Source organism: Flavobacterium lacus (assembly GCF_003268815.1).
GTDB classification, from domain to species: Bacteria; Bacteroidota; Bacteroidia; order Flavobacteriales; family Flavobacteriaceae; genus Flavobacterium; species Flavobacterium lacus.
In genome coordinates, this window is the sequence record NZ_QLSV01000021.1 from 1 (window position 1) to 25,085 (window position 25,085).

General features: G+C 35.5%; 22 protein-coding genes. 16 read left to right on the top strand and 6 right to left on the bottom strand.

What is annotated here, in order from left to right; all coding sequences use genetic code 11:
• Positions 1-175: 175 nt before the first annotated feature.
• Complete coding sequence (locus tag B0I10_RS15110; RefSeq protein WP_146740383.1) at positions 176-763, bottom strand: T9SS type A sorting domain-containing protein; 588 nt, start codon at positions 761-763, stop codon at positions 176-178.
• A gap of 9 nt (positions 764-772) precedes the next feature.
• Complete coding sequence (locus B0I10_RS15115; RefSeq protein ID WP_112087359.1) at positions 773-1,378, bottom strand: REP-associated tyrosine transposase; 606 nt, start codon at positions 1,376-1,378, stop codon at positions 773-775.
• A gap of 131 nt (positions 1,379-1,509) precedes the next feature.
• Between B0I10_RS15115 and B0I10_RS15120 the strand changes: the two genes are divergently transcribed.
• From B0I10_RS15120 to B0I10_RS15170, 10 genes are all read left to right on the top strand, one after another.
• Positions 1,510-1,920, top strand: a complete 411-nt coding sequence (locus B0I10_RS15120) for a nuclear transport factor 2 family protein (protein ID WP_181456973.1) — start codon at positions 1,510-1,512, stop codon at positions 1,918-1,920.
• A gap of 177 nt (positions 1,921-2,097) precedes the next feature.
• Positions 2,098-2,502 carry a hypothetical protein gene (locus B0I10_RS15125; protein WP_146740385.1) on the top strand — a complete coding sequence of 135 codons (405 nt, stop codon included), beginning with the start codon at positions 2,098-2,100 and terminating at the stop codon, positions 2,500-2,502.
• A gap of 66 nt (positions 2,503-2,568) precedes the next feature.
• Complete coding sequence (locus tag B0I10_RS15130; protein WP_112087362.1) at positions 2,569-3,243, top strand: hypothetical protein; 675 nt, start codon at positions 2,569-2,571, stop codon at positions 3,241-3,243.
• 122 nt (positions 3,244-3,365) lie between these two features.
• Positions 3,366-3,995 (top strand): hypothetical protein, encoded by a 630-nt coding sequence (locus tag B0I10_RS15135; protein WP_112087363.1) that lies wholly within the window; start codon positions 3,366-3,368, stop codon positions 3,993-3,995.
• Between the two features lie 369 nt (positions 3,996-4,364).
• Positions 4,365-4,865 (top strand): hypothetical protein, encoded by a 501-nt coding sequence (locus tag B0I10_RS15145; RefSeq protein WP_112087365.1) that lies wholly within the window; start codon positions 4,365-4,367, stop codon positions 4,863-4,865.
• Between the two features lie 920 nt (positions 4,866-5,785).
• The gene (locus B0I10_RS15150; RefSeq protein WP_112087366.1) at positions 5,786-6,400 is read left to right on the top strand and encodes a PH domain-containing protein; all 615 of its coding nucleotides are present in this window, start codon (positions 5,786-5,788) and stop codon (positions 6,398-6,400) included.
• Between the two features lie 54 nt (positions 6,401-6,454).
• On the top strand, positions 6,455-7,519 hold the full coding sequence (locus tag B0I10_RS15155; protein WP_112087367.1) for an OmpA family protein: 1,065 nt from the start codon (positions 6,455-6,457) through the stop codon (positions 7,517-7,519).
• 449 nt (positions 7,520-7,968) lie between these two features.
• A complete protein-coding gene (locus B0I10_RS15160; protein ID WP_112087368.1) occupies positions 7,969-8,988 on the top strand; it encodes a right-handed parallel beta-helix repeat-containing protein in 1,020 nt (339 codons plus the stop codon).
• Between the two features lie 49 nt (positions 8,989-9,037).
• On the top strand, positions 9,038-10,207 hold the full coding sequence (locus tag B0I10_RS15165; RefSeq protein ID WP_181456974.1) for a T9SS type A sorting domain-containing protein: 1,170 nt from the start codon (positions 9,038-9,040) through the stop codon (positions 10,205-10,207).
• Between the two features lie 280 nt (positions 10,208-10,487).
• A complete protein-coding gene (locus B0I10_RS15170; protein WP_112087370.1) occupies positions 10,488-10,709 on the top strand; it encodes a hypothetical protein in 222 nt (73 codons plus the stop codon).
• A 368-nt stretch (positions 10,710-11,077) separates the two neighbouring features.
• On the opposite strand, the gene katG is transcribed toward B0I10_RS15170, so the two are convergent.
• The gene (gene katG / locus B0I10_RS15175; protein WP_181456975.1) at positions 11,078-13,321 is read right to left on the bottom strand and encodes a catalase/peroxidase HPI; all 2,244 of its coding nucleotides are present in this window, start codon (positions 13,319-13,321) and stop codon (positions 11,078-11,080) included.
• A 355-nt stretch (positions 13,322-13,676) separates the two neighbouring features.
• On the opposite strand from katG, the gene B0I10_RS15180 reads away from it, so the two are divergent.
• Positions 13,677-15,287 (top strand): M1 family metallopeptidase, encoded by a 1,611-nt coding sequence (locus tag B0I10_RS15180; RefSeq protein ID WP_112087371.1) that lies wholly within the window; start codon positions 13,677-13,679, stop codon positions 15,285-15,287.
• A gap of 112 nt (positions 15,288-15,399) precedes the next feature.
• Here the strand turns inward: B0I10_RS15180 and B0I10_RS15185 are convergent, their stop codons facing one another.
• Together B0I10_RS15185 and B0I10_RS15190 are read right to left on the bottom strand one after the other, a co-directional pair.
• Positions 15,400-16,467, bottom strand: a complete 1,068-nt coding sequence (locus B0I10_RS15185) for an AMP-binding protein (protein WP_317047191.1) — start codon at positions 16,465-16,467, stop codon at positions 15,400-15,402.
• Positions 16,454-17,389, bottom strand: a complete 936-nt coding sequence (locus tag B0I10_RS15190) for a CPBP family intramembrane glutamic endopeptidase (RefSeq protein WP_112087373.1) — start codon at positions 17,387-17,389, stop codon at positions 16,454-16,456. The genes B0I10_RS15185 and B0I10_RS15190 overlap by 14 nt, the downstream gene beginning before the upstream one ends.
• A gap of 101 nt (positions 17,390-17,490) precedes the next feature.
• On the opposite strand from B0I10_RS15190, the gene arsC reads away from it, so the two are divergent.
• Together arsC and B0I10_RS15200 are read left to right on the top strand one after the other, a co-directional pair.
• On the top strand, positions 17,491-17,838 hold the full coding sequence (arsC, locus tag B0I10_RS15195; RefSeq protein WP_112087374.1) for an arsenate reductase (glutaredoxin): 348 nt from the start codon (positions 17,491-17,493) through the stop codon (positions 17,836-17,838).
• Positions 17,839-17,928: 90 nt separating this feature from the next.
• Positions 17,929-20,382, top strand: coding sequence for an outer membrane beta-barrel family protein (locus tag B0I10_RS15200; protein ID WP_112087375.1), 2,454 nt, complete (start codon positions 17,929-17,931; stop codon positions 20,380-20,382).
• Positions 20,383-20,440: 58 nt separating this feature from the next.
• Here B0I10_RS15200 and B0I10_RS15205 read toward each other — a convergent pair whose 3' ends face one another.
• Positions 20,441-20,605 carry a hypothetical protein gene (locus B0I10_RS15205; protein WP_112087376.1) on the bottom strand — a complete coding sequence of 55 codons (165 nt, stop codon included), beginning with the start codon at positions 20,603-20,605 and terminating at the stop codon, positions 20,441-20,443.
• A gap of 489 nt (positions 20,606-21,094) precedes the next feature.
• On the opposite strand from B0I10_RS15205, the gene fumC reads away from it, so the two are divergent.
• The 3 genes from fumC to B0I10_RS15220 all read left to right on the top strand — a co-directional run bounded on the left by fumC (position 21,095) and on the right by B0I10_RS15220 (position 24,839).
• On the top strand, positions 21,095-22,492 hold the full coding sequence (gene fumC, locus B0I10_RS15210) for a class II fumarate hydratase (protein ID WP_112087377.1): 1,398 nt from the start codon (positions 21,095-21,097) through the stop codon (positions 22,490-22,492).
• A gap of 159 nt (positions 22,493-22,651) precedes the next feature.
• A complete protein-coding gene (locus B0I10_RS15215) occupies positions 22,652-23,242 on the top strand; it encodes a hypothetical protein (RefSeq protein ID WP_112087378.1) in 591 nt (196 codons plus the stop codon).
• Positions 23,243-23,396: 154 nt separating this feature from the next.
• Positions 23,397-24,839 carry a ligand-binding sensor domain-containing protein gene (locus tag B0I10_RS15220; protein WP_112087379.1) on the top strand — a complete coding sequence of 481 codons (1,443 nt, stop codon included), beginning with the start codon at positions 23,397-23,399 and terminating at the stop codon, positions 24,837-24,839.
• Positions 24,840-25,085: the final 246 nt, after the last annotated feature.

The following is a 25,085-nucleotide window of genomic DNA, read 5'->3' on the forward strand; positions in this document are numbered from 1 at the left end:
GTGAAGAGAGTGTTGTTTTTTTAGTTTCAATCTACTTTGGGAAACAAAAAAAGGTTGTCAGCAAACTGACCACCTTTTTTTGTTTTCTACTTACGATCTATCTATTTTAGGAAGGACTATTATTGCTTAAAGGTATGGTCTGTTGACTTCTTACTTCATTGTCACGTTCAGTGACCTATCGGACTACCTTTACCCTTTCCAAACCATTTTCCATCATAACCTCCACTACATACACCCCATTAGCCACTCCACTAAAATCAAGTTGGTTGCCGTTTTGAGGAAGTTGCATCCGTTGGCCGTTCAACGAAAAAACCGTTAGATTTACAATTGTTTCAACGGTTTGCACCGTGAGTAAATTCGTCACGGGATTGGGGTACCCTACCATACTATTTTTTTCCGGTTGCGGTAACGACAAGGTTACGGGGGAAATTCTAGCCAAAAAAGGAGAAAGTCCAAACTCGTTGTTGTTGGCGTGGTTATACCAGCCAAGAGCGGCGTTTCCTTGAAGTATTCCGGTTAGGTAAATATCTCCGTTTACATCCGTGGTGACACTGTTGGCCGAATCCATTGCTTCTCCGCCGGAAGTGAATGCAAAAAGGAGAAGTCCGTTCTCTAAGTAATGAAGCAAAACGGCTTCATGGTTGTTAAAAGTGGTTGTATTGGTGGTCACTTGCTCATTCCATTGGGTTACTCCCCCAGCTCCCCTAAGTCTTCTTTGATAGCATGTTGCTCTGCGAATGTCTCTGACTTCGCAGCAAAACACTTCCTATTTTTAATACGAATCATACCGTTTTATATTGCTTATATTCATTACATCAACAATCGGATTATCCGCTTTTTCGATAAGGACCAAGCCAACATCGTGTACATAATTAGAAGCACTAGAATAACGATAAAGTGACGCTTTTTCAACTAATCCTGCTCGAACAGGATTCAAATGAAAATAATCTAATTTTGACCACATAAACTGACTGGTATAAATTTCTTCCGGATGATTGCCATACTGCCAGAATTGATAAACTTTATTTCTGGAATGGCTTTCAGTTGCCAATCGGAAACGTTCTAACATCCATTCCCTCCTGCTTTCAGGTTCTGATTGTATTTTATTCAGAATCGTTTTGGCTGTATATTTCTTAAAATCACGAATCAAATCAGACAACTTCCCTTCGCTAGATTGAACAATCATATGAATGTGATTGCTCATAATCACATAGCCATACAAAACCATTCCTTTATTTTTGATACAATAATCCAAAGAGGCAATGACCTCGTCACGATATACTTTTTTTAAAAATACATCAATCCAATCCACTACCGTAACGGTAATGAAATGAGGTAGTTTTTGATCTCTAATGATATAACCTTCTTCCCTATTCATTTATTTTATCAAATATAATAAAAATTGGAATTGTATATTTGCTGCGAAGTCAGAGACATTCGCAGAGCGTCGTGCAAACTTTGAATAACAGAATCATTTACTCAACCATTAACGCAACTAATTCATTTAAAATGAAAGCAGTATATTTTACGATAGTATTCACTACATTTTTAGCAATACCAACAACAATGGGACAAAATAGCACCCCTGAACAAGTGGTTCAGCAGAATTTAGACTTTTATAACCAAAGGGATATTGAAGGTTTTATGGGTTTATTTAGTGAAGACATTGTCTTCTATAATTTCGATGATCATACAATTACAGCAAGTGGACGCGATGAAGTGAGAAAATTGTACACCGCCTTATTTGACGCATCGCCTACACTTCATTCCACCATTTTAAAACGTATTGTTTTTGATCATAAAGTAATCGACCATGAATGTATCGTCGGAAGAAAAGGCTTAGCAGACATTTTAGAGTTAGTTTTAATTTATGAGGTTAAAAATGATAAAATTTATAAAGTAACTGTCATGCGGAAATGAGTGGTCGAATTTCAATTGTTTGTCATGGAGAAATTGCTCATTTTATTGCTCTAATAGCAAATTGCTTATCGAACGTCTTTACCTTCCCCACAATAAAATAATCTAACTTGAGTCAAAAATGTTATTTATATTTGAATGTTATTTTTGTTGCAAACAATTAAATCCAAATTAAAAAGAATGAAAGGCTATTTTAAAATTTTGATCGGGTTGATGATTTTATCCTCCTGCTCCAGCGATGACAATAATGCTACTGACATTATCATTGGAAAATGGCGGGCCATTGAACGCTATGAAAATGACCAGCTAGTGAATATGCCAACTTGTTGGCTACACACTTATGTAGAATACAATGCTAATAAATCTGTTTCCGGAGGAAGAATAATGTCTGATGATTTTCCTGAAATATGTTATTATATCACGTATGATTTAGCAATCGTTTGGAAAAATTTAGGGAATAATACGTATCGAATTGGCCATTATAATGAACAAGGAAGTGTCTTTAACATCTACAAAGATGGAATAAACTTAGTGATAGAAAATCCTGATGGAAATACCAAAACCATCTATGAACCTTATCCATAAAAAGGAGAAGAAAATGAATGTAGTCAATGAAAATTGTAGAAAAAAATAGCCTGTATCACTAAAAAAATGAATATCAACTATTTGATTGTAATTGTATCATTACTCTGTTTAAACAGTGCTGCACAAAAGTCTGATTTTATTGTGACCTCAACGCACGATACGATTTATGTAGATAAAATTACCTTGACTGACTTTAAAGTTAAAACCAAAACGGCTGAAAAAAGGAAAAATTATTCTGTTGAGGACGTAATTAGTTATTATGTATCGGAGGAAAATAAACACTTTGAACGGGTTCTAAATCCTTCTGAAAAAAAAGTGTTTAAGGATTCCGATCGGTATGATTACAAAAGAATAGAACGTTTACATATTGAAGAATATGAAAATCGAATTAAATACAAATTTTTTCAGCGCTTAACTGATGGGAAAGTCAAGTTGTTTTGTGAAATTTTAGAAGAAGGTGGTACTGTTGCGACAGGTTTACCTTACAGCTCCGGTGTCTTGATTTATGAAACTAACGTGTATTATTTGTCTATTTCCAATACTAAATTGGAAAGGATAAAGTATTCGGGTAAATTTGAGTTAAATGACGAAGTGTACGACATCTTGAAAGTATATCTTCATGGAAATGATAAAATACAATCAAAACTTGAATCGCTTCGCGATGCGGTGCCCCCAGCCAATGAAAAGCAAATAATAGCGTTAATCAATGCGTATAATGTTTGGATAAAATCAAATCAATAAATTTATATTTGCTGCCAAGGCTTTAGTACGAGATTATCTTGTTCTTTTAAAACGTTCCTCATTATTATAAAATTTATAAAAACCAATTTTACTTTTTCTTAGATAAACTGACAAGATTCATCATGATAAAAAAACAACTATTCCACATTATACTTCTTGCACTGACTTTCTTTTCGTTTTGCGTTGCTGCTCAAACTTCGAGTTACATCGTCACTGCTACAAAAGATACTATCGATGTTGATAAATTTGATATTCAGACTAAAAAAGTAAAAATCAAAATCAATGACGATAAGAAAGTGTATGATTACGAAGCGTTAACGGCCCTTTATGATGCAAAAAGGCAAAAGCATTATGAAAAGATATCGCCGGTCTATGTTGAATACAAAGGACCATCTGGAAAAACTTTTTTTGCGGAAAGATTAACCAAAGGAAAAGTTCAAATTTATAAGTGTTTAATGAATCAATTATATATTCCGGTTACCAATTCAATAGGTGGTGTTGCAGGTGGCAGTAACAGCTTTTTTGTGTACTACATTGGGCTTGAGGGCTTGGCTCCGGAAATGTTATGCTATTATGAAATTGAAATGAGCAAAGAAGAATACAAATTATATAAACTGTATCTCCACAGTAGCGATACCATTCAAAAAGAGATTGAAGCGTTGTTCTTTTCTGAAGAAGATAAAAAAGAAGACGCGGTCATCAATTTGGTGGAAAGATATAATCAATGGTGGAAAAAATATAAGTTAGAGTGATTTTTTTTGTCACCTATCATTATTCATTTCGCTTCCGCACTAATGGTTTTGTTTGCCAAAAATCTTCTTCAAAAATCCAACTATAGCACCCTGCCCTAGCCCCGATTGCAATGGAAAGCCTTGTGCAACTCAAGCTGATTTTTTCTTGCTGAACCAAAGCGACCCAAGGAAGCTCTTGGGGCAGCTTTGAAAAAACAGGTTGAGGAAACAAGCTTGGAATGGAAAGCGGGAATAGCTTCAAAAAATTTCTAATAGAAAGCACTAAAAACGTGTAAAATGGGTTGTGCCTAAAAGCTTTTCATTAAAACAATTTGCTATATTTGTCCCGCTTAAAAAATAACAAGCCGAAAAAACTTTCAATTAAAAATCATGAAAAAATTAATTTATATTTTTATTTTATTGGTCAACTTTAGCAGTTTTAGTCAGGAATTTTTTGACTATGAATTTGATGACAACATTACCATTCAAGTTTTGGAAGATACAGAAGAAGGCGAAATAGCCGGTGGAAAATATGTAAAAGGTACTTACAAAAATGAAATCGTGATTTTTATGAGTTCCAATAAAGGCATGGATAAAATGAGTAACACTGATGAAGCCGGTTTACTAAGGTTTTTTCAAGGTGTAAAAGATGGTGCGGTTAAATCCAGTAAAGGAACGCTTTTGAATGAAGAAATCGTCACCATACAAGACCAAAAAGCATTTAAGTTTTCGTATACTTTGCACTTGGACGGTAAAAAGAATAAAGTAGATACGTATGTTTTTTTATATAAAAATATATCTTACACACTACAGTTCATGAATAACGAAAAAGGGTTTGAGAAAGGGAATGATTTGAGAAAGCAAATTTTGGAGTCGATTGTGTTGAATTAGGTTTTTTAACGCCATTGGTCATAAAAAAGCTCGATTGTTATGGCACAGGATTGCAACTGAATTGATTTTGCAAAATGCTGCTACGGTAAATGGCTGCGCACCATTTAAAAATTCCAACTAAAAAACAATTCCACTTTTCATTACAAAATAGTATCTTATCCTATCTGTATTTTTGCCATTCAAACTAGTACCGAATCCGTTTATAAAAGAGTTGTGTCGATTTACTAAAACGTACGTTTATAAAAACATTACGATTTGAATATTGGATTTAATAAATAGCAATACAAAAAAAATGACAAAAGTCGTCGTCGTTGTTATATTGCTGATGATCTTTATTTTAAAATTCTCTTTTACAGTAGCGATACTTTGATTGTTAGCATGCTGACCCGGCAAAATTAAGTTTATAAATAGTATTGAATCGTTAACTACTTAATAAAGATAGTAGTAGGAAGTACTAAAACAATCCTACCTATAAATCTGCTCCAATACACTGGCAATTACTTCCAAAAAACAAACTACCTTAATAACTCAGCCTTTTGTTAGTTATTCTACTTTCATTTTGACCCCAACTACCAAAAAGTCAATTCAGTACTATTTAAAATTAAACACTTGTAAATTAGCGTTTTAAACATTTTCAACTCAACTTAAAAGAAAATATAAAATTGCATTAGTTTTATTTGTAAAAAGAACGCTACTTTTCGTGGTAAAATTGCCTCCAATGATAAATATCATAGGAAAAAAAATATAATCAGTAGAACTTTATATTGGCTTTGAAGACCATTTAGTTTAATGATAACCAACCTATTGACAAAAAAAACGGTAACCTGAAAAACAAAAAAGATTTAAGTAAATTATTTCATAGACTAGTTGAGGTCATTTTGGCTTTTAACAAAATTAGTAACCTATTTAAAAATATAAACATGACGATTTTTTTAAACAAACGCTCTATTTTAATCATGCTACTTTCATTTAGTGCTTTTGGTCAGAATGACGGCCCTATTGAACAAATTTTGCCTATGAAAGACATTGATCAAACGTATGAAAAAATACAAACAGCGTTGGCTAATATGGGCTCTATGGTACACGTTGACATGGCGGCCAGTATGAAAAACTACGACGACTGCAAACGCAATGATAGAACTCCCGGTGGACTAAATATTGAAATTGATTGGTATAATACCAATGATGAAGTCGGAAAAATGATGGCCAATTTGATAAAAAGTGATATTGAGAATATAATGAATTCTTTTCATTCATCTTCGGGTTTCGAAAACCTTGATAAAGCCAAAGAAGTTGAAATCAAAGGAGGAAAAATGTGGATTAATTCCAAACAGAAAGCTTGTGTAAATGAAATTACAGGGCCAACTGGTGAAACAGAATTTACCACCCAAATCAGGGCTTTTGTTTCAACTGAAACTATGGTTTTAAAAATTGATTTGAAAGCTAATTCAAAACCAGCAACATTGGAACATTCTCTTAACTATATTTTAGAAAAAGTGTCATTGGTCAATTTTAGTTCTCTCACCTCAAAATAATTTATAACGTAACCCAACTAAATTTAGTTTTTACAAAAAATAATAAATAAAAAAATGAAAACAGTTTTTTTTACTGTAATGGTAGGTTTGATACCCTGCCTTTGCTTGGCACAATCGGCCGGAAACATTCAAAGTAAGTTTGATTTTGTTCCCGGTGAGAAAATTATATTTTTTGACGACTTTTCTTCTGAAAGCATTGGCGATTTTCCTGCACAGTGGAACACAAATGGAAGTGGCGAAATTGTTACTTTCGATAAGTTTGCAGGGCGGTGGTTTCAGATGACCAAATCGGGGTATTACATTCCTGAGGTAAAAGAACCTTTTACAGAAAATTATACAATTGAGTTTGATTTGTTGATACTGAGTGATGTGGGAACACAAATTCCATCTGTGTTTGATATCTATTTTCTGGCAGGAGATTTGACAAACCCCGCTCTTGGTAGTCAACCCGGGGAAGCAGGTTTAAAAATTCAACCAAATTATGAGTCGCTTTTCTGGAATAATTGGTCTGAGGCTCGAGAATGGCAGGGGGATGAGGGGCAAGTAAATTTTACAATCAAACCGATGGAAAAATACCGTATTTCGTTTTGGGTCCAAAAACAACGTGTTAGAATGTATATCAACGATCAAAAAGCGATGGATTTGCCACGTGGATTGCAAGCCAATTACAAATACAACATTTTCAGGATAGATGACAACTCCGAAGAAACTACTCCCTTGATAAGCAATTTCCGTGTGGCTGCCGGATTACCGGATATGAGAAATAAGCTAATTTCAGAAGGTAAACTAATTTCTTATGGCATCTACTTTGACATTAATTCAGACAAAATCAAGCCAGAGTCAACTCCTTCCATTAAAGAAATTGCTACTGTTATAAAGGACAATCCTGTCATTAAGGTGAAAATTGTTGGTCACACCGATTCGGATGGAGCTGATGATTTGAATTTAGATTTATCCAAACGCAGAGCTGAAAGTGTCAAAAAAGAGTTGGTTACAACCTACGGCATTGATGCCGCTAGACTCGAGACCGAAGGAAAAGGAGAATCTCAGCCGCTTGCAACAAATGACAATGCTTTGAATAAATCGAAAAACCGTCGTGTCGAATTTCTTACGTTTTAAAAACAGTACCGACTTAATAAATGAATTTTAAAGTAATCATCTTTAAATTAATGCATTAACCGTTTTTAACTCAACTTAAAAGAGAACATAAAATTGCCTTAGTTTTACGTGTAAAAACTAACATTTTTTTTCAATGGTGAAATTGCCTCCAATGATAAATGTCATAGGAAAAAAAATATAATCAGTAGAACTTTATGTTGGTTTTGAAGGCCGTTTAATTTAAAGTTAACATCATGAAAAATCAAATCTACTTTTAAAATCGGTTAGCGGTAATTGATTTAAGGGCGGTATCGTATAGAAAGGCCGCAGGCCAATAGGAATGTGACTGTTTTTTTGATGGAAGTAAACCGTTTTACAGAAGCCAACGCAACTGCGATAGCCGGAGACGGGTCAATTGAAGTTGCCCTTGACCACAGAAACTAAACATTATTAATTTAATTCTAAAAATCATGAAAAATTTATTCTTAAGTATTTTACTTTTTTTGGTAAGCTCAACTGCTTGGACGCAGTCGAGAGTTGCTCTACATTCCGGTGAAAACATTACTATTTTTAGTGGCGGTAATGCCTTTATCGAGGCGTACAATGAAGCCGTTGATGGAGATGATATTTATTTACCCGGAGGCAGTTTGAATTTTCCCGCAACCATCGATAAATCACTAACCATAATAGGTGTGGGTCATTACCCTCAGGCAACCATGGCTACCAACAAAACGGTACTGACCGGAAATTTAAATATTGGTGGCAATGCAGATGGTCTTTACTTAGAAGGGTTTCATTTAACCGGTTCATTAACATTCTTAACCAATCAAAAAGCAGATTTTGTAAGTATGAAAAGAGTGCGATTAGGAGCTGTAAATTATGCTGGTGATGCAACAAATCCTTGTAGCTCTAACGTGATTAGAGAGTCTGTAATTGATGGGAATATTATAACAAATAATGCAAACAGTATATTAATCACCAATAACATTATTGCCGGATCCATTGTTGGTGGAACAGACCTGACCATTTCCAATAATATGATGCTTTTTGATTTTTATGTTTATCAAAATTTCACAAGTTCATTGGTAACCAATAACATACATTTGTGGAACAACCCTTCTTCAAATTATCATTTGATTTATGTTAATTGTGTCAACAATACTTTTGTTAAAAATATTACCCGACAAAACATTGTTTATGGTGCAAATACATTTGTTGATAATTATAGCAACGTTGATCTTGCTACCGTTTTTGAATCTGTTCCCACTGCAGTTTTTAGTTATGATCAAAATTATGCGATGCTACCGGCCGCTCAAACCACGTTTACGGGGAATGATACAACCCAAGTTGGTATATTTGGCGGATTATTTCCTTATAAAACTAACGCTGTTCCCGGAAATCCATCAATTACTTCCAAAACCATCGCTTCTGAGACGAATGCCAATGGTCAGTTGCCGGTGCAAGTAACCGTAGCGGCTCAAAATAATTAACTTTATAAAGGAAATCATGAAAGCCTTTTTTAAATATTTGTTTTTTTTGATGCCTTGCTGGGTCTTTGGACAAATTCAACTCTATGAGTATTGGTTTGATAATCAGTACGAAAACAAGGTTATTCAATCAGTGGCAACGACAAATGAGCTACCATTGAACTCGATGATTCCTACTGCGGGATTAACTCCGGGAGTGCATAGTTACAGTATCCATTTTAAAGATGCCAATAATCATTGGAGCAGCGTCTTAACACAGTTTTTTTATAAAGTACCTGATGCATTCACTATGGATAGCCCAAGAATCAATGAATATGAATATTGGTTTGATGCTGACTATGAAAATAGCGTTACACTGCAAGCTACACCGCAACAATTGTTCATTTTGGAGGAAAATATTGAATCCGTTTTGCTCACCCATGGTATACATAGTTTCAGCATTCGTTTTAAAGATGAAAACAACGATTGGAGTAGTGTTTTAACTCAGTTCTTCTACAAATTGCCCGATGCCTATTTAATAACCAATCCCAAAATCAAAGAATATGAATATTGGTTTGATGAAGATTATGATAATCGGGTGATTCAAACCGTTGAACTGCAAACCCTTTTCCCCTTAGAAGAAGCCTTTGACACTTCAGATTTAACCAATACCGTGCATACAATTAGCGTAAGGTTCAAAGATGAAAATGAAGAATGGAGTAGTGTTTTGACACAATTCTTTTATAAACAAGACGGTCAATTAGTGACTATTAAAGAAATCATAGAATACCAATATTGGTTCAATGAAGAGGCAACTAATGCCACTTCGGTTTCTGTTGCACCTTCTGATATTTATGAATTGGATACTTTCGTTATTCCGGAAGACTTTGGATTGGGCTTAGGAACGAACAGCTTCCATCTTCGATTTAAAGACAATTCTGGCTTTTGGAGTAGTGTGCTATCTGCGGATTTTGAAATAAATTCATTGGATATCCCATCAAACACATTAAAAGATGTTATTGTATATCCTAACCCAACAGTAGGAAATTTACAAATCGATTTACCTCAATTTATGCAAGAAGTACAACTTAGGGTTTATGACTTAAACGGACGTTTAGTTCAACAAAAAACAGTAAATCGAGTTGACCACACCGAAATACAATTGCAAGAAGCAGCCGGATTTTATATATTGGTTGTCGAAAGTGGCGGTTTGCAAAGTGTTCATAAAATACTAAAACGTTAGACCTGACAGCCTCAATCATGATTGAGGCTGTTTTTATAAACACTTGTTTCATTGCGTTGATTTTCTGAACTGTGATTCTTCACCAATTTGCATGAGGTTCACTTTAGTAAAAAATAAAATATACGTCTAGCAGCGAGTGGCTACGAACAGTAAAACCATATTTTAAAAAAATTTTACTTCCATTTAACGTTTGTTAACGTATTTATTTGCTTAATTTTTAGAACTTTGTATCACCTAATCACTAGTTTCATAAAAATTAATCATTTAAAATTATTTATTAATGAAAAATTTAGCCATGTTCTTAGTGGTGTTTACGACCATCTTCTTAGTAGTTTTTACCATTTTTGGTCAATTAGATGTTTCTTTGCGAATCATGAATGCTTTATTCTTGGCCGGAAATGCTCTTGTTTTAGTGATGGTGTACAGTGTATTACGAGACAAATACACTACATCAAAAACATTTAACGATTGGTACGAAGATCGTCCGAAGCAATCTAATTGAGTCATTTTTTTTTAGTGCTGTCTTGTTTATGTGGTAACCTCGGTACTTTTTAACCACTATGTACATGAAGAAGTCAGCAAGTGCCAAGAGAAGCAAATTATTGTTAGACTTAACATGGAACCTTTACTATTTTAAACTATTTACAATTAATAGCGTTAAGGTTACTCTCTTTTTATCTAAGAACAACAAAAGAGGCAAAGATGCTACTTCTTAAAAAGAGACAAAAATTGTTTTGCACAAATAGAAAGTTGACTCGAGAAGAGTTCATGCAAAGCGATACAAAACTTTAAACCTGAAACCTCAACCCTAAAACAAAAAAAGTGACCCGTTTCCGAGTCACTTTCCAGGTTAAATTTATGCTTGTGGAATTATTTCACATCAAAACGATCTGCATTCATGACTTTTACCCAAGCCTTAACGAAATCTTGGGCCATTTTGGCTTTGTTATCGTCTTGGGCATACACTTCAGCATACGCTCTTAAAATTGAATTTGAACCGAACACTAAATCAACACGCGTAGCAGTCCATTTCGTTGCACCGGTTTTACGGTCAACAATGTTATACAAGTTTTCGCCTACCGGTTTCCAACTGTAATTCATATCTGTTAGGTTAACGAAGAAATCGTTCGAAAGAACACCTTCATTGTGCGTAAAAACACCGTTTTTAGAACCGGCATAATTAGTTCCTAATACTCGCATTCCACCCAAAAGAACAGTCATTTCCGGTGCGGTTAAACCCATTAACTGTGCTTTATCAAGCATCATTTCTTCGGGAGAAACTACATAATCCTTTTTCAACCAATTGCGGAAAGCATCGTGTAGCGGTTCTAAATCGGAGAACGAATCGGCATCGGTCATTTCTTGCGTAGCATCGCCACGACCGGGCGTAAATGGCACACTGATGTTGAAACCACCTTCACGGGCTGCTTGTTCCACTGCTGCTGTTCCGCCTAGTACGATTAAATCGGCAATGCTTACTTTTTTCGGTAAATTATCTTGAATCTCAGAAAGTCTGTTTAATACTTTTTGTAATCGTCCCGGTTCGTTTCCTTGCCAGTCTTTTTGTGGTGCTAAACGGATGCGAGCTCCATTGGCTCCTCCTCTAAAATCGGAACCACGGAAAGTGCGTGCACTGTCCCAAGCGGTATTGATTAAATCGGTTCTTGTTAAACCGGAATTCAATAATTTTACTTTTAAATCTTCTATTTCAGCAGCTGATAACGTATAATCGACAGTTGGTACAGGATCTTGCCAAATTAAATCTTCGGCAGGAACATCTGCTCCAAGGTAACGTGATTTTGGCCCCAAATCTCTGTGGGTTAATTTAAACCAAGCTCTTGCAAACACGTCACGGAAATAAGCAGGATCTTGTTGGAAACGCTCGGATATTTTGCGGTATTCCGGATCCACTTTTAACGCGATATCCGCATCGGTCATCATAAGTTTTCTGCGAACAGTTGGGTCATGTGCGTCTAACGGCATATCGTCTTCGGTAATGTTTACCGGTTCGTATTGCCAAGCTCCGGCAGGACTCTTGGTTAATTGCCAATCGTATTTGAATAATAAATCAAAATATTCATTATCGAATACCGTTGGATGGGTTGTCCAAGCACCTTCAATACCTGAGGTTACAGTGTCGCCACCATTACCTTTTCCTTTGGGATTCATCCATCCAAAACCTTGGTTCTCAATTTCGCCGCCTTCCGGACTTTCACCTAATAAGGAAGCATCACCATTTCCATGCGCTTTTCCAACGGTGTGACCACCAGCGGTTAACGCAACGGTTTCTTCGTCATTCATCGCCATTCTTTCAAAAGTCACTCGCATATCGTGAGCTGTTTTCAATGGATCCGGATTTCCGTCTACACCTTCCGGGTTCACGTAAATTAATCCCATCATCACCGCTGCAAGCGGATTCTCTAGGTCACGTTCGCCCGAGTAACGTGTACCTTCGCTACCAGATGGAGCGAGCCATTCTTTTTCTGAACCCCAGTAAATATCTTTCTCAGGATGCCAAATGTCTTCTCTACCTCCGGCAAAACCAAAAGTTTCGAATCCCATCGACTCATAGGCCATGTTTCCGGCTAAAATCATTAAATCGGCCCAAGAAAGTTTATTACCATATTTCTTTTTTACAGGCCATAACAAACGACGTGCTTTGTCTAAGTTTCCGTTGTCCGGCCAACTGTTAATCGGTGCAAAACGTTGGTTTCCGGTATTGGCTCCTCCTCTACCGTCAGCCACACGGTATGTCCCTGCAGCGTGCCAAGCCAAACGTATCATTAAACCACCATAATGACCCCAATCCGCAGGCCACCAATCCTGACTCTCCGTCATAAGGTTTTTCAAATCATGTTTAACGGCTTCTAAATCTAATTTTTTGAACTCTTCCGCATAATTAAAATTTTCTCCCAGCGGATTAGTCTTGTTGTCGTGTTGGTGTAAAATGTCTAAGTTTAACGACTTAGGCCACCATTCCATTACCGATTGATTTGCATGGGAATTGGCTCCATGCATCACCGGACATTTTCCTGATGCAGAAGGCGATGGTGTGGCTTCATTTCCCATTGCTTGTTGATGGTGTGGACATTGACCTTCAGTTGAATTGTTCATAATATAAAAATTATTAATTGGTTATTGATTTGTTTGCGTGTATTTGTTTAACTATAAATTTACGAAAAAGAGCGAAATCTTAAAAATATAATTACCTCATTTTTTTCGATTTTAACATTAGGTACAATGCTTCAAAATCATATTTTTAATACCGTAAATTTATCATATAAAATGCTATTGAAAAAATTTTAATGATAGATTTTTTCTATACTAAAATTAAGTCCTTTTTAAAGTTCATCCATGGTTTATACTATCAATAATTTATAAATCTTTAAAAACTAATTCATCTATAAATCATAAAGTTTATAAGAATAACAAAAATTAAATTAATATTGTAGAGCCAATCCAAAACCACATGAATAGAATTATCGCACTTTTTCTGCTTTACACAGCCATTAGCAGTTCGCAAACATTTACAAGACGAGATACACTTCAAGGAAGTTTGCGACCAGAACGGACCGCTTTTGATGTGCAACGCTATGACTTGAATTTAACCATTGATCCAGACAATAGAACAATTGTTGGGTTTAATGACATTACAGTGAAAATCGTTGAAAATTCATCCAGAATTCAATTGGATTTATTTGAAAATATGAAGGTGGATAGTATTTTTCATAAGAATATCAAACTCACTTATGAACGAGAAATGGATGCCGTTTTTATTGATTTACCACCTGAATTACCATTAAATTCTGAGCAAACAATCCGTTTTTACTACTCCGGCAAACCAATGGTTGCTAAAAGAGCACCTTGGGACGGTGGTTTTGTTTGGAAAAAAGACAGCAACGGAAACCATTTTGTAGGTGTGGCTGTGCAAGGAACCGGAGCAAGTTTATGGTATCCTGTAAAAGACCATCAATCCGATGAACCTGATCGCGGAGCTTCGGTGCGAATTGCTGTTCCAAATGGCTTGATGAATGTTTCGAACGGACGTTTTTTGGGTAAAGAAGCGTTATTCAATGGTTATACACGCTGGGATTGGGAAGTAAAAAGTCCGATTAACAACTACAATATTGTTATTAATATTGCCGATTATGTTCATATTCAGGAGGAATTGAACGGGTTAGATTTGGATTACTATGTTTTACGTGAAAACGAAGAAATCGCTCGCAAACATTTTGAGGAAGTAAAACCGATGATGAATTGCTTTCAGGAGAAATTTGGAGCTTATCCGTTTGTAGAGGATGGATTCAAATTGGTTGAAACGCCTTATTTAGGTATGGAACACCAAAGTGCTGTGGCTTATGGAAATAAGTATATGAAGGGTTATTTAGGAAATGACATGACCGGCACCGGAATTGGACTTTTATTTGATTATATCACGATTCACGAAACCGGGCACGAATGGTTTGGCAACAGCATTACTTCCAAAGATATTGCCGATATGTGGATTCATGAAAGTTTCACCACCTATTCGGAATCTGTTTTTGTGGAGTGCCAATTTGGTTATGAAAAAGCGATGGAGTACATCAACGGACAAAAACGAATGGTTGGCAATCAAAAACCAATTATTGGTCAGTTTGGGGTGAATTATAAAACCGGAAATTCGGATATGTACTATAAAGGTGCATTGCTGTTGAATACCATTCGACATATGATTAATGACGATGACAAATGGTGGAAGTTATTGCGTAACTACGCTGAAACCTATCGTCATCAAATCATTGAAACCAGCGATGTGGTGGAATTTTTTACAAAAGAATCAACACTTAATTTAGCTCCGGTTTTTGATCAATACTTGAATTATAAAAATTTACCGGAATTGGAATTTCGATTAGTAAAAAAGAGCGTTGAAGCCCGTTGGAACACAGATGCAATCGACTTTCAAATGCCTATTGAGTTTTATGTTGATACAAAAAAAATGAGGGTTTTAGTTTCTAATAATTGGGTTAGACTTCCCAGTGTAAAAGAAGTTGAAGAAATAGAATTAGTGATGTATAAGATGCTGGTAAATGTGAAAAAGTAATTAAACCTGACAGGTTTAAAAAACTGTCAGGTTTAAAAAAAATTATCAACTCTTTCTAATTGCTTTTTGTTGATTCATGAGTATAATTTTGGAGCATCAAAGAGTTAAAAAACTAACTCATAAACTTCCCCATCGTCTCTTTCCGAATAATTTTACCGGTTGGCGTTTCTTCAAAATGCTTGACAAAATGAATTTCTTTTGGTTTTTCGTACTTGTCTAACACATCAAAAATGCTGTCCTCAATAAGTATTTCTTCGCCTTCCACAATTAAAACCAACCGTTCACCTAACACCGGATCAGCTTTTCCGGCTACAAAATACCGTCTCGGAATTCGTGTGGCGAGTTTTTCCTCAATTTGCTCGGGAATTAACTTAATTCCGCCGCTGTTCACTACATTATCATATCTTCCCAACCAAATGAATTTATTTTCGGAAACCATTTCCACAAAATCATTGGTTACAATAATTTCCGGAGAAACAGACGGAGCTTTTATCAACAAACAATTCTTTTCATCCATCGAAAGCATCACATTTGGAAAAACAGTAAAGGCATCCTCCCCTATCTTTCGAGCGGCAATGTGTGTGATTGTTTCGGTCATACCATACGTTTCATAAATTTCTGACGTTTTAATTTTCAGTAATTTTTGCTCCAACGGTTTGGTGATTTTGGCTCCACCAATAATTATTTTCCGAACATGTTTTAGCTTATCTAATGAATATTGTGCTTGCATGGGGACCAAGGCTGCAAAATCATACTCCGTATCAATTCGAGCCAACGGATGTGAACTAGGTGCTACGAAATCAATTTCAAGTCCTAAAATAAATCCGCGAATCAACATCATTTTTCCGGCTACATAATTGGCAGGCAAACAATGTAACACTTTATCGCCGGGTTTTAGGTCAAAAAAATCACCTGTTGCCAAGGCAGAGCGAACCATCGCTTGTTTATCAACCTTAATTAATTTTGGTGTTCCGGTAGAACCGGACGTATTCATTTCGATGTAACTCTTGTCATCAAACCAATCCAATAAAAAATCGCCTACGGGTTTTTCAAAATCTTCGCCCTCTTTGATAAAGCTGTAGGCAGACATGCAAAGTTCATCTCTGTCTAAGTGAAATCCGTTTAGTTTAAATCTTTTGTGAACGTTTTGATACGTTATGTCGGTGCTATTCATTATCATTTCCAATCGAATTAATGTTTTCTATTTCAGGACTATATTCGTAGACTTTTCCGGTGAGTTTTTCCTTCCAGTTTGTCCACTTATATTTCCTACCAAAAATAAACAAAAGAATTGGGAAAATAACCAAAACAGGAAACAAAACATCAAATCCTGCCGAAGGTTCTGAAACATCTTTAAGAATAGAATGCGTTTGAAAAGCGGTCCAATCGGCCGTTACCAAAAGTGCTCCAATTAAATTGTTGGCTGCGTGAAATCCTAAAGCAAGTTCTAAACCTTCATCCATTAAGGTAATGATACCTAAAAAAAATCCGGTTCCAATGTAATACACCATGATGATCATTCCTAATTTACCCACTTCCGGATTAGCAATGTGCATCAATCCAAATGTAACTGAAGTAATAATTAAAGGAAATAATCTGCTTTTCGTTACCACACCAATTCCTTGCATCAAATAACCTCGAAAGAAATATTCTTCAAAACTGGTTTGCAATGGGATTAACAAAAGAGCAATGATTAAAAACGGAAAAAATTTAACCGGGTCAAAATTAACAACAAAACTTTCGGGAGATAAAAAATAAAAAATTAGGGTTGTGACCATTGTAAAAACGCCCCAAATTGTAAAGGAAAAAAATATTCTCTTCCAATCCACTTTTTTTCGGGAAGTGGTGAGGCTTCTAATACTTTGTCCGTGTATAAATTTCACCCAAAAAAGTAGAATTACGCAACAAATCGCCAGTTGACCCACCATAATGGCAAAGGTCAGATTGGTACCCAATTCATTAATCATCATTTGTATCATTTCTTCCACATTTACATCGGCTGTGGTGATATAATTTAAAACGATTAATCCCAAAAACACCAACGGAATAGGCAAATAAAGAATTAAATTAAATTTTTTATTATGAATTTGATTGATATACATATACAAGAGTTTAGTTTTTCAAATATAGGTCATTTGTTCAGGAATATGTTACATTTTTTTTAACGAAATTTCATTTTCATTGCTTTTACTTTGTAAAAAAAATGATAAAAATACTACACAACCCAAGATGTGGCAAATCCAGAGAAGGTATCGCTTTATTGGAACAAAGTGGAAAAACTTTTGAAATAGTAAAATATTTAGATCATCCTCTGGATGAAAACGAATTAATAGCGTTAATTCAAAAACTAAAAATTGCTCCATTGGATTTGGTTAGACAAAAGGAAAAAATTTGGATTGAACAATTCAAAGGAAAAAGTCTTTCGGATGCCGAAGTAATTAATGCCATCAGTAAAAATCCGATTTTGATGGAAAGGCCCATTTTTATGACTGAAAACAAAGCGGTTATTGGTCGTCCTCCACAAAAAGTCATTGACTTTCTTAAACAATAGTTAAGAAATCATTTAACAAACCTTTGTGACTTTAAGGTTAAACCTATCAATATTTTTGCAGTCTTAGCATTTTAACCAAAATCCAACTTAATGAAAAGTTTTAAAATCTTTTTTATTCTACTTGTTTTGAGTATATCTACCCTAACTTTTGCTCAACGTCCAGAACCTAAAAAAATTAAAGTTACCGGAAAAGTAATTGATAAATCATCTACTCAGCCATTGGAATACGCCACAATTGTTTTTCAAAGTGTTCGTAACCCTGATATTGTTACGGGTGGAATTACAGATGCTAAAGGAGAATTTAATATTGAAATCAATGCCGGCAATTATCACGTTAGAGTTGAGTTCATTTCTTTTAAAACCATTGAGTTTAAAAATAGGAATTTAACTTCAAACACTGATTTAGGGACTTTACTACTCTCCGACGATGCCACACAGTTGGAAGGAGTTGAATTGCGAGCTGAGCGTTCAACCGTGGAAATTAAACTTGATAAACGAGTATATAATGTCGGTCAAGACATGATGGTGAAAGGTGGAACGGTGAGCGATGTATTAGATAATGTACCCTCCGTTTCAGTAGATGTAGAAGGTAATGTGAGTTTAAGAGGTAATGAAAGCGTTCGAATTTTGATCGACGGTCGCCCTTCCAACGCCATTAACATTAACGATGCATTGCGATTAATTCCGGCTGATGCCATTGATAAAGTTGAAGTTATCACTAATCCGTCTGCTCGTTACGATGCCGAAGGTGGTGGTGGAATTTTGAACATTATCCTTAAAAAGGGGAAAAATCAAGGTTTAAATGGTGTAATCACAGGGACAGTTGGAGATCCTAGAAATTACGGATTAACCGGAAACATCAACTATAAATCTGAAAATTTCAATGTATTTTCTACATTAGGTTACAGTGATAGAAATAGTCCGGGAAGATCAATGACCGATTCAAAAATTTTAAATCCAGCCGATGGAACAATCCTTCGCTACCAAGACGAGCGAAGAACCAACAATCGATTAAGGGAAGGCTATAATGGAAATTTTGGTGCAGAATGGTTTTTAGACGCTACTACTACTTGGACAAACACGGTTTCTTACCGAAGAGATGACGGAAGAAATCCGGACGAAGTTTTGTTTTATGATTATGATATCAACCGAAATTTAACCGGTATTCGTCGTCGTTTTAATGACCAACAGAGCAGCGGTGAAAACGTGGAATATTCATCCAATTTTATGAAGAAATTCAAAAAAGACGGACACCAGTTAACTATCGATTATTCCACATCGATTAATAAAGATAATGACGACTCCTTTATTTTTGATGTCGACAATCAAACTACCGCCAATATCCAAAGACAGACTCGTAATTTAGCTCAATTAGATTATGTTCTTCCCATTACAGAAAACACTCGTTTTGAAGCCGGTTACCGCGGAGATTTTACTAAAGTTGTGACTGATTTTGAAGTATTTACCGATGAAGGTTCTACCGGAGAGTTTGTATTTGATGACACCTTTTCAAATTTATTTGAATACAAAGAATATGTCAATGCCTTTTATTCTCAATTTGGTTCAAAAATCAATAAGTTTTCGTACTTGTTTGGTTTGCGTTGGGAAGATTCAAATATTGGCGTAAACCTTTTATCGGAAAATAATTTCAATAACAAACGCTACAACAACTTTTTCCCAAGTGCATTCTTTGCTTATGAAATATCAGATAAAAGCAATGTTACGCTTAGTTACAGCCGCAGAATCCAACGACCAAGAGGACGCTTTCTTAATCCTACAGCGAACCTTTCGAGTAACATCAATATCTTTCAAGGAAATCCTGATTTAGACCCTGCAATGACTCATGCTGTTGACTTAGGTTATTTAAAAAGATGGGATAAATTAACTTTTAATACTTCGGCATATATTAATAGGACAGACGATGTGTTTCAATTTATCAGAAGAGAATCCGGTTTAATTATTGATGGAGTTCCGCAAATTTTGAGTGGCCCCATTAACTTAGCCACCGAATACCGTTTTGGTTTTGAGTTTACTCTAAATTATACACCCTACAAATGGTGGCGATTGAACGGAAACTTTAATTTCTTTAGAAATGAAACGTTAGGTCAATTTAACTATATCAATTCTCAATATCAATCAATAACAATTGACTTGGATAATATCGCAACGAGTTGGTTTGCAAGAATCAATTCAAAAATAACATTGCCTTACAAGATTGATTTTCAAACCAATGCCACTTATAATGCTCCGCAAAATACTGCTCAAGGAAGAAATTTAGGTGTTCTTAGTGCCAATATGGCTTTAAGCAAAGACATTCTGAAAGACAAAGCCACACTTGCATTTAACATCAGTGATGTTTTTAATTCAAGAAAAAGAATATCAGAAATTAATTTACCACAAGTGGAATCATACAGTGAATTTCAGTGGAGAGTGAGACAAATCAACTTATCACTAACTTACCGTTTCAACAAACCGAAAAACGAAAAAGAAAGAGTGCCTCGAAGAGAAAATGGCGAGGATGGTGATTTCATGGGAAAACCATAAATACAAAAAGGGACGCAATTGCGTCCCTTTTTTGATCTAAACCTTAAATAATTAAAGTTTATTCATCTTTCTTTTTAGCTTCTCTTTTCTCTTTGATCAACTCCATGATTGCTCCGCCTATCCAATAATGAACAAAACCAACCAAAAATATCATTAACCAAAAACCAATCGTTAGAACGGTTAAGAAAAGTAAAAAGCCCAAATACTGCTGAAATTCAAACATGTTTTCCGGAATTTATCGAATTCAAGTACAAATATAATTTAACTATATCATTTTATCAAGATAAACTCAAATTTATTTTAAAATAGGAATGTTAATAAGTAAATTTGTGGTTCGGTTGTCGGTTGTCCGTTGTCGGTTGTCGGTTGTCCGTTGTCGGTTGTCCGTTGTCGGTTATCCGTTGTCGGTTATCCGTTGTCGGTTGTATGTTGTCGGTTGTATGTTGTCGGTTTCAACGTTTGCGGTTAAAAATTTTTAAATAAAAGATGAAGATGATAAAAAAAAACGTGCAAACCCATTACAGCAAAGCTGTCAAAATCCGTGAAAGTCCGCGTTTAGCGTCAGCTAATCCGTTAAATCCGTGTTCCATTTTAAGGTTTCGGGTTTAAAAGTTGCGAGGAGCGGGTTAAAAAGATAACTGAATTTCAACGCTTTTTAAAATTATAAAAATCTGTGTTCAAATAAAACATTAAATTATAAATAAACACCACCATGAACTACCGTATCGAAAAAGACACCATGGGCGAAGTAAAAGTACCCGCCGAGAAATACTGGGGAGCACAAACAGAACGTTCCCGCAACAACTTCAAAATCGGTCCATCGGCGTCTATGCCAAAAGAAATCATCGAAGGTTTTGCTTACCTCAAAAAAGCAGCCGCCTACGCCAACCATGATTTAGGCGTTTTATCCAAAGAAAAAAGAGATGCCATTGCTGCAGTATGCGACGAAATTTTAGCTGGAAAATTAGATGACCAATTTCCCTTAGTCATTTGGCAAACCGGTTCAGGCACACAAAGCAACATGAACGTGAATGAGGTCATCGCCAACCGTGCACAAGTGCTGGGTGGATTCAACATTGGTGAAGGCGAACAATTGGTAAAAGCCAATGATGACGTCAACAAATCACAATCGTCCAACGATACCTTTCCCACCGGAATGCATATTGCGTGCTACAAAGCCGTAATTGAAAAAACAATTCCCGGCGTAACGCAACTTCGCAATACGCTGAAAGCAAAATCCGAACAATACATGAGTGTGGTTAAAATCGGTCGTACTCATTTAATGGATGCCACTCCCCTCACCTTAGGGCAAGAATTCTCAGGTTATGTGTCGCAATTAGACCATGGATTAAAAGCCTTAAAAAACACCTTAGAACATTTGTCAGAGGTGGCCTTGGGCGGAACCGCCGTTGGAACCGGATTAAACACACCCCCTGGCTACGACGTAAAAGTAGCCGAATACATTGCCCAATTTACCGGTTTACCTTTTGTAACCGCCGAAAATAAATTTGAAGCTCTTGCTGCTCACGATGCGATAGTAGAATCACATGGAGCCTTAAAAATGTTAGCCGTTTCGTTGAACAAAATTGCCAACGACATTCGAATGATGGCCTCAGGACCACGTTCCGGAATTGGCGAGATTTTAATTCCTGAAAACGAACCGGGTTCGTCTATTATGCCCGGAAAAGTAAACCCAACGCAATGCGAAGCTTTAACGATGGTCTGTGCACAAGTATTTGGCAACGACGTAACCATTACCGTTGGTGGCACGCAAGGGCATTATGAATTAAACGTTTTCAAACCGGTTATGGCATCTAATTTCCTACAATCGGCTATTTTAATTGGCGATGCCTGTGTTTCGTTTGACGAACATTGTGCACAAGGAATCGAGCCAAACTATGACAGAATCAAAGAATTGGTTGATAATTCGTTAATGTTGGTTACCGCTCTCAACACCAAAATCGGTTATTACAAAGCGGCCGAAATCGCTCAAACTGCCCATAAAAACGGAACAACTCTAAAGGATGAGGCTGTTCGTTTAGGCTATGTTTCTTCCGAAGATTTTGATGCGTGGGTAAAACCGGAAGACATGGTGGGAAGTTTACAATAATTCCACATTTTTAAATAAATTATAAGAGCACTTTCAAACGAAGGTGCTTTTTTTGTTTTACTGAAAACCAATTTTTTTTTTAAAAGGAAGTGTTTTACTTTGTTGTAAGAATGTGTACATTTGAAAAAAGCTGTATAAACTTGCGTATATATACTAGTTATGGCACATATGGAAAAAACTTACTACATAATATTAACATTAATAATTTCTATAATGCTATTTTCTTGTAAAACGCATCGAATAGATAAAAGATATTTTAATCGAGTACCTTACGTCGGAAATGAAATACTAGTTTTTAAATCATCTGAAAATGATAAGGATACTATTTTCTTAAAAGGAACTGAAACATTTAAGATGGTTTCCCATTATTTGTTTGTGGGGAATGAACAATTTTATAGAATTAATTGTGATTGTGCAGACCCTTATAGCCCTACACGAATTTTTAAAGACCAACCTTTTGTTAGTTTAAATGCAGCAGTTGATGGTAAAACGTACATTTCGATTAGAGCAATTTTGAGAAACGCATATTTTCGCGGTGCTCATTTTACAATTGAGGAATTCGATGATATTCCATTGAAAACAATTAAAATAGAAAATAAAGTTTATACAGATGTGAAAATTGTAGAAGCAAAAAAACGACAAAATGACCAAAACTTTGCGCTTAGATTTTATTGGAGCGTTAGCGAAGGTTTTTTAGGTTTGGATAAGGAAAATTTGGAATGGAGACTTACTGAAAAATACGTGCCATAACAGCGGTTTGCTTCAATGGCTACTTTCGGATTTTCCGTAGGAAAATCCGCTGCTGAATGGAATGTTTTGTTATATTTGTAATGGCTTGGTGTTGGCTCAACGCCACTGAAAGCAAGCCACATAACGTTATGGCACATTATAAAAAACGACACGAATGAAAAGAACATTGACAATTCTAATTTTTGTTTTTTCGCTTTCAACAGCTTTTGGACAACATTTATATCCCGAGAAGTTTGAAGGCTGTCAATTAAGTAGGTTCTGTTTAGACTGTGGAGAAACCAAAGCTCAACCGCCCAATTCCTTTGCAGATGAAATTTTAAAAAATTTAGACTCTAAATCCCTTAAGAAAATTTCAGGAAGTATTTTAATTCAAGTAATTGTGGACACATTAGGAACACCCTGTTTACTAAGCGTTAAAAATGAATCGAATATTAAAACTGAAAAGCTGAACTTAAAATCAGCTATTGATAAAACAAGTAAATGGAACCCAGCAATTAGTAAAGAGAATATAGAAAAGGCTTCTGTTTCACTAAAACTAATATTTGAAAATAATAGACTCTCAATTGAACGTGTTGCGTTTGATTTTAACAAAAACACAAATATGAAGTCAGTTGGAACGCCTGACGTTAAAGGTTCAAAATCTTCAAAACTGACCTATAGTTGGACAGTGTTTAATCAACAGAACTCGGACTTACCTTGGGATATGTCAAGAGCAGCAGTTACAGATAATGATAATATTCTATGGTTTGGGACAGATAACGGTATTGTGAAGTATGAAAACGAAACAATGGAAGTATTTACTTGTAAAAACACTCCTTTAAAATCAGAAAAATACAATAAGGACAGAACTACTTCAATAAGATATGCTGCCAGTGATAGGAAAAATAATAAATGGTTTATTGCAGGTTGGGATGTTTATAAATATGATGGTGCAACTTGGACAGTTTATGACTCACTAAATTCTCCAATAAATTGGGCAAGAAAAATATTTGTGGACAATTCCAATAATGTATGGTTCTCCTCTTGGGATGGTATCAGTAAGTTTGATGGCGAAAAATGGTCAGTAATAGATACAACTAACTCCGAAATTCCTTCAAATAAAGCCCTTGGTGTTTTTGTTGACAGTAAAGAACAAATTTGGATTGGAACATTTGACGGTAACATTAAAATAGACAAGTCTAATACCACCAAATTTGAGAGTAGTGATACTCCATTGAAAAGTGGTTTTATATCTAAAATGCAAGAAGACAAACACGGAAATTTGTGGTTTTCACTTTATAGTTCAGATAAATCAAAGGCAGGAATGTTTCTATTGAGTAATGACAACAAATGGACTTCATTACGACCTAAAGACTCAGAACTGTTTTCAAAAAACGACATAAATGACTTTCTTTTAGACGAAGAAAAACAGATTTTATGGGTTGCTCTTAATAGTGTTGGGCTTGTAAAGTATGACCTAAAAAATGATGCTTGGGAAGTTTATACACCTGAAAACTCAAGTGTTCCAAGTATACACGTGATGCAATTAACAAAAGACCAAGACGGAATAATTTGGGCGGCAACTTTTGCAGGTATAATTAAATTGAAAGATAAATAACATGCCATAACACAGGTTCCTATGTAAAGCATCATAAAGTTTTCAACAACTTTGAATAAGGGTTATATGTTGGTTTTTTTTCGAGTAAGGTTATCCGTTCCAATGGCTTGTTGGAAAAGTTGGCAACAACTTTTTGTCCGCCGAAGGCATTGGACATGAAAAAGTTGTTCTAACTTTTTCAATAATGCCACGTGTCTATTACTCTTTTATTTCATAGTTTTTTCTTTTTAAATCCTTAAAGCTTAG

What these genes read in the sequence shown, in the direction of transcription:
- B0I10_RS15130 (WP_112087362.1), top strand. Translation starts at nt 2,569, where the DNA reads ATGAATATCAACTATTTGATTGTAATTGTATCATTACTCTGTTTAAAC.
- B0I10_RS15205 (WP_112087376.1), bottom strand. Translation starts at nt 20,605, where the DNA reads ATGTTTGAATTTCAGCAGTATTTGGGCTTTTTACTTTTCTTAACCGTT.
- B0I10_RS15145 (WP_112087365.1), top strand. Translation starts at nt 4,365, where the DNA reads ATGAAAAAATTAATTTATATTTTTATTTTATTGGTCAACTTTAGCAGT.
- B0I10_RS15120 (WP_181456973.1), top strand. Translation starts at nt 1,510, where the DNA reads ATGAAAGCAGTATATTTTACGATAGTATTCACTACATTTTTAGCAATA.
- B0I10_RS15180 (WP_112087371.1), top strand. Translation starts at nt 13,677, where the DNA reads ATGAATAGAATTATCGCACTTTTTCTGCTTTACACAGCCATTAGCAGT.
- B0I10_RS15185 (WP_317047191.1), bottom strand. Translation starts at nt 16,467, where the DNA reads ATGATAATGAATAGCACCGACATAACGTATCAAAACGTTCACAAAAGA.
- B0I10_RS15115 (WP_112087359.1), bottom strand. Translation starts at nt 1,378, where the DNA reads ATGAATAGGGAAGAAGGTTATATCATTAGAGATCAAAAACTACCTCAT.
- B0I10_RS15165 (WP_181456974.1), top strand. Translation starts at nt 9,038, where the DNA reads ATGCCTTGCTGGGTCTTTGGACAAATTCAACTCTATGAGTATTGGTTT.
- B0I10_RS15160 (WP_112087368.1), top strand. Translation starts at nt 7,969, where the DNA reads ATGAAAAATTTATTCTTAAGTATTTTACTTTTTTTGGTAAGCTCAACT.
- arsC (WP_112087374.1), top strand. Translation starts at nt 17,491, where the DNA reads ATGATAAAAATACTACACAACCCAAGATGTGGCAAATCCAGAGAAGGT.
- B0I10_RS15135 (WP_112087363.1), top strand. Translation starts at nt 3,366, where the DNA reads ATGATAAAAAAACAACTATTCCACATTATACTTCTTGCACTGACTTTC.
- B0I10_RS15125 (WP_146740385.1), top strand. Translation starts at nt 2,098, where the DNA reads ATGAAAGGCTATTTTAAAATTTTGATCGGGTTGATGATTTTATCCTCC.
- fumC (WP_112087377.1), top strand. Translation starts at nt 21,095, where the DNA reads ATGAACTACCGTATCGAAAAAGACACCATGGGCGAAGTAAAAGTACCC.
- katG (WP_181456975.1), bottom strand. Translation starts at nt 13,321, where the DNA reads ATGAACAATTCAACTGAAGGTCAATGTCCACACCATCAACAAGCAATG.
- B0I10_RS15200 (WP_112087375.1), top strand. Translation starts at nt 17,929, where the DNA reads ATGAAAAGTTTTAAAATCTTTTTTATTCTACTTGTTTTGAGTATATCT.
- B0I10_RS15155 (WP_112087367.1), top strand. Translation starts at nt 6,455, where the DNA reads ATGAAAACAGTTTTTTTTACTGTAATGGTAGGTTTGATACCCTGCCTT.
- B0I10_RS15220 (WP_112087379.1), top strand. Translation starts at nt 23,397, where the DNA reads ATGAAAAGAACATTGACAATTCTAATTTTTGTTTTTTCGCTTTCAACA.
- B0I10_RS15215 (WP_112087378.1), top strand. Translation starts at nt 22,652, where the DNA reads ATGGCACATATGGAAAAAACTTACTACATAATATTAACATTAATAATT.
- B0I10_RS15170 (WP_112087370.1), top strand. Translation starts at nt 10,488, where the DNA reads ATGAAAAATTTAGCCATGTTCTTAGTGGTGTTTACGACCATCTTCTTA.
- B0I10_RS15150 (WP_112087366.1), top strand. Translation starts at nt 5,786, where the DNA reads ATGACGATTTTTTTAAACAAACGCTCTATTTTAATCATGCTACTTTCA.
- B0I10_RS15190 (WP_112087373.1), bottom strand. Translation starts at nt 17,389, where the DNA reads ATGTATATCAATCAAATTCATAATAAAAAATTTAATTTAATTCTTTAT.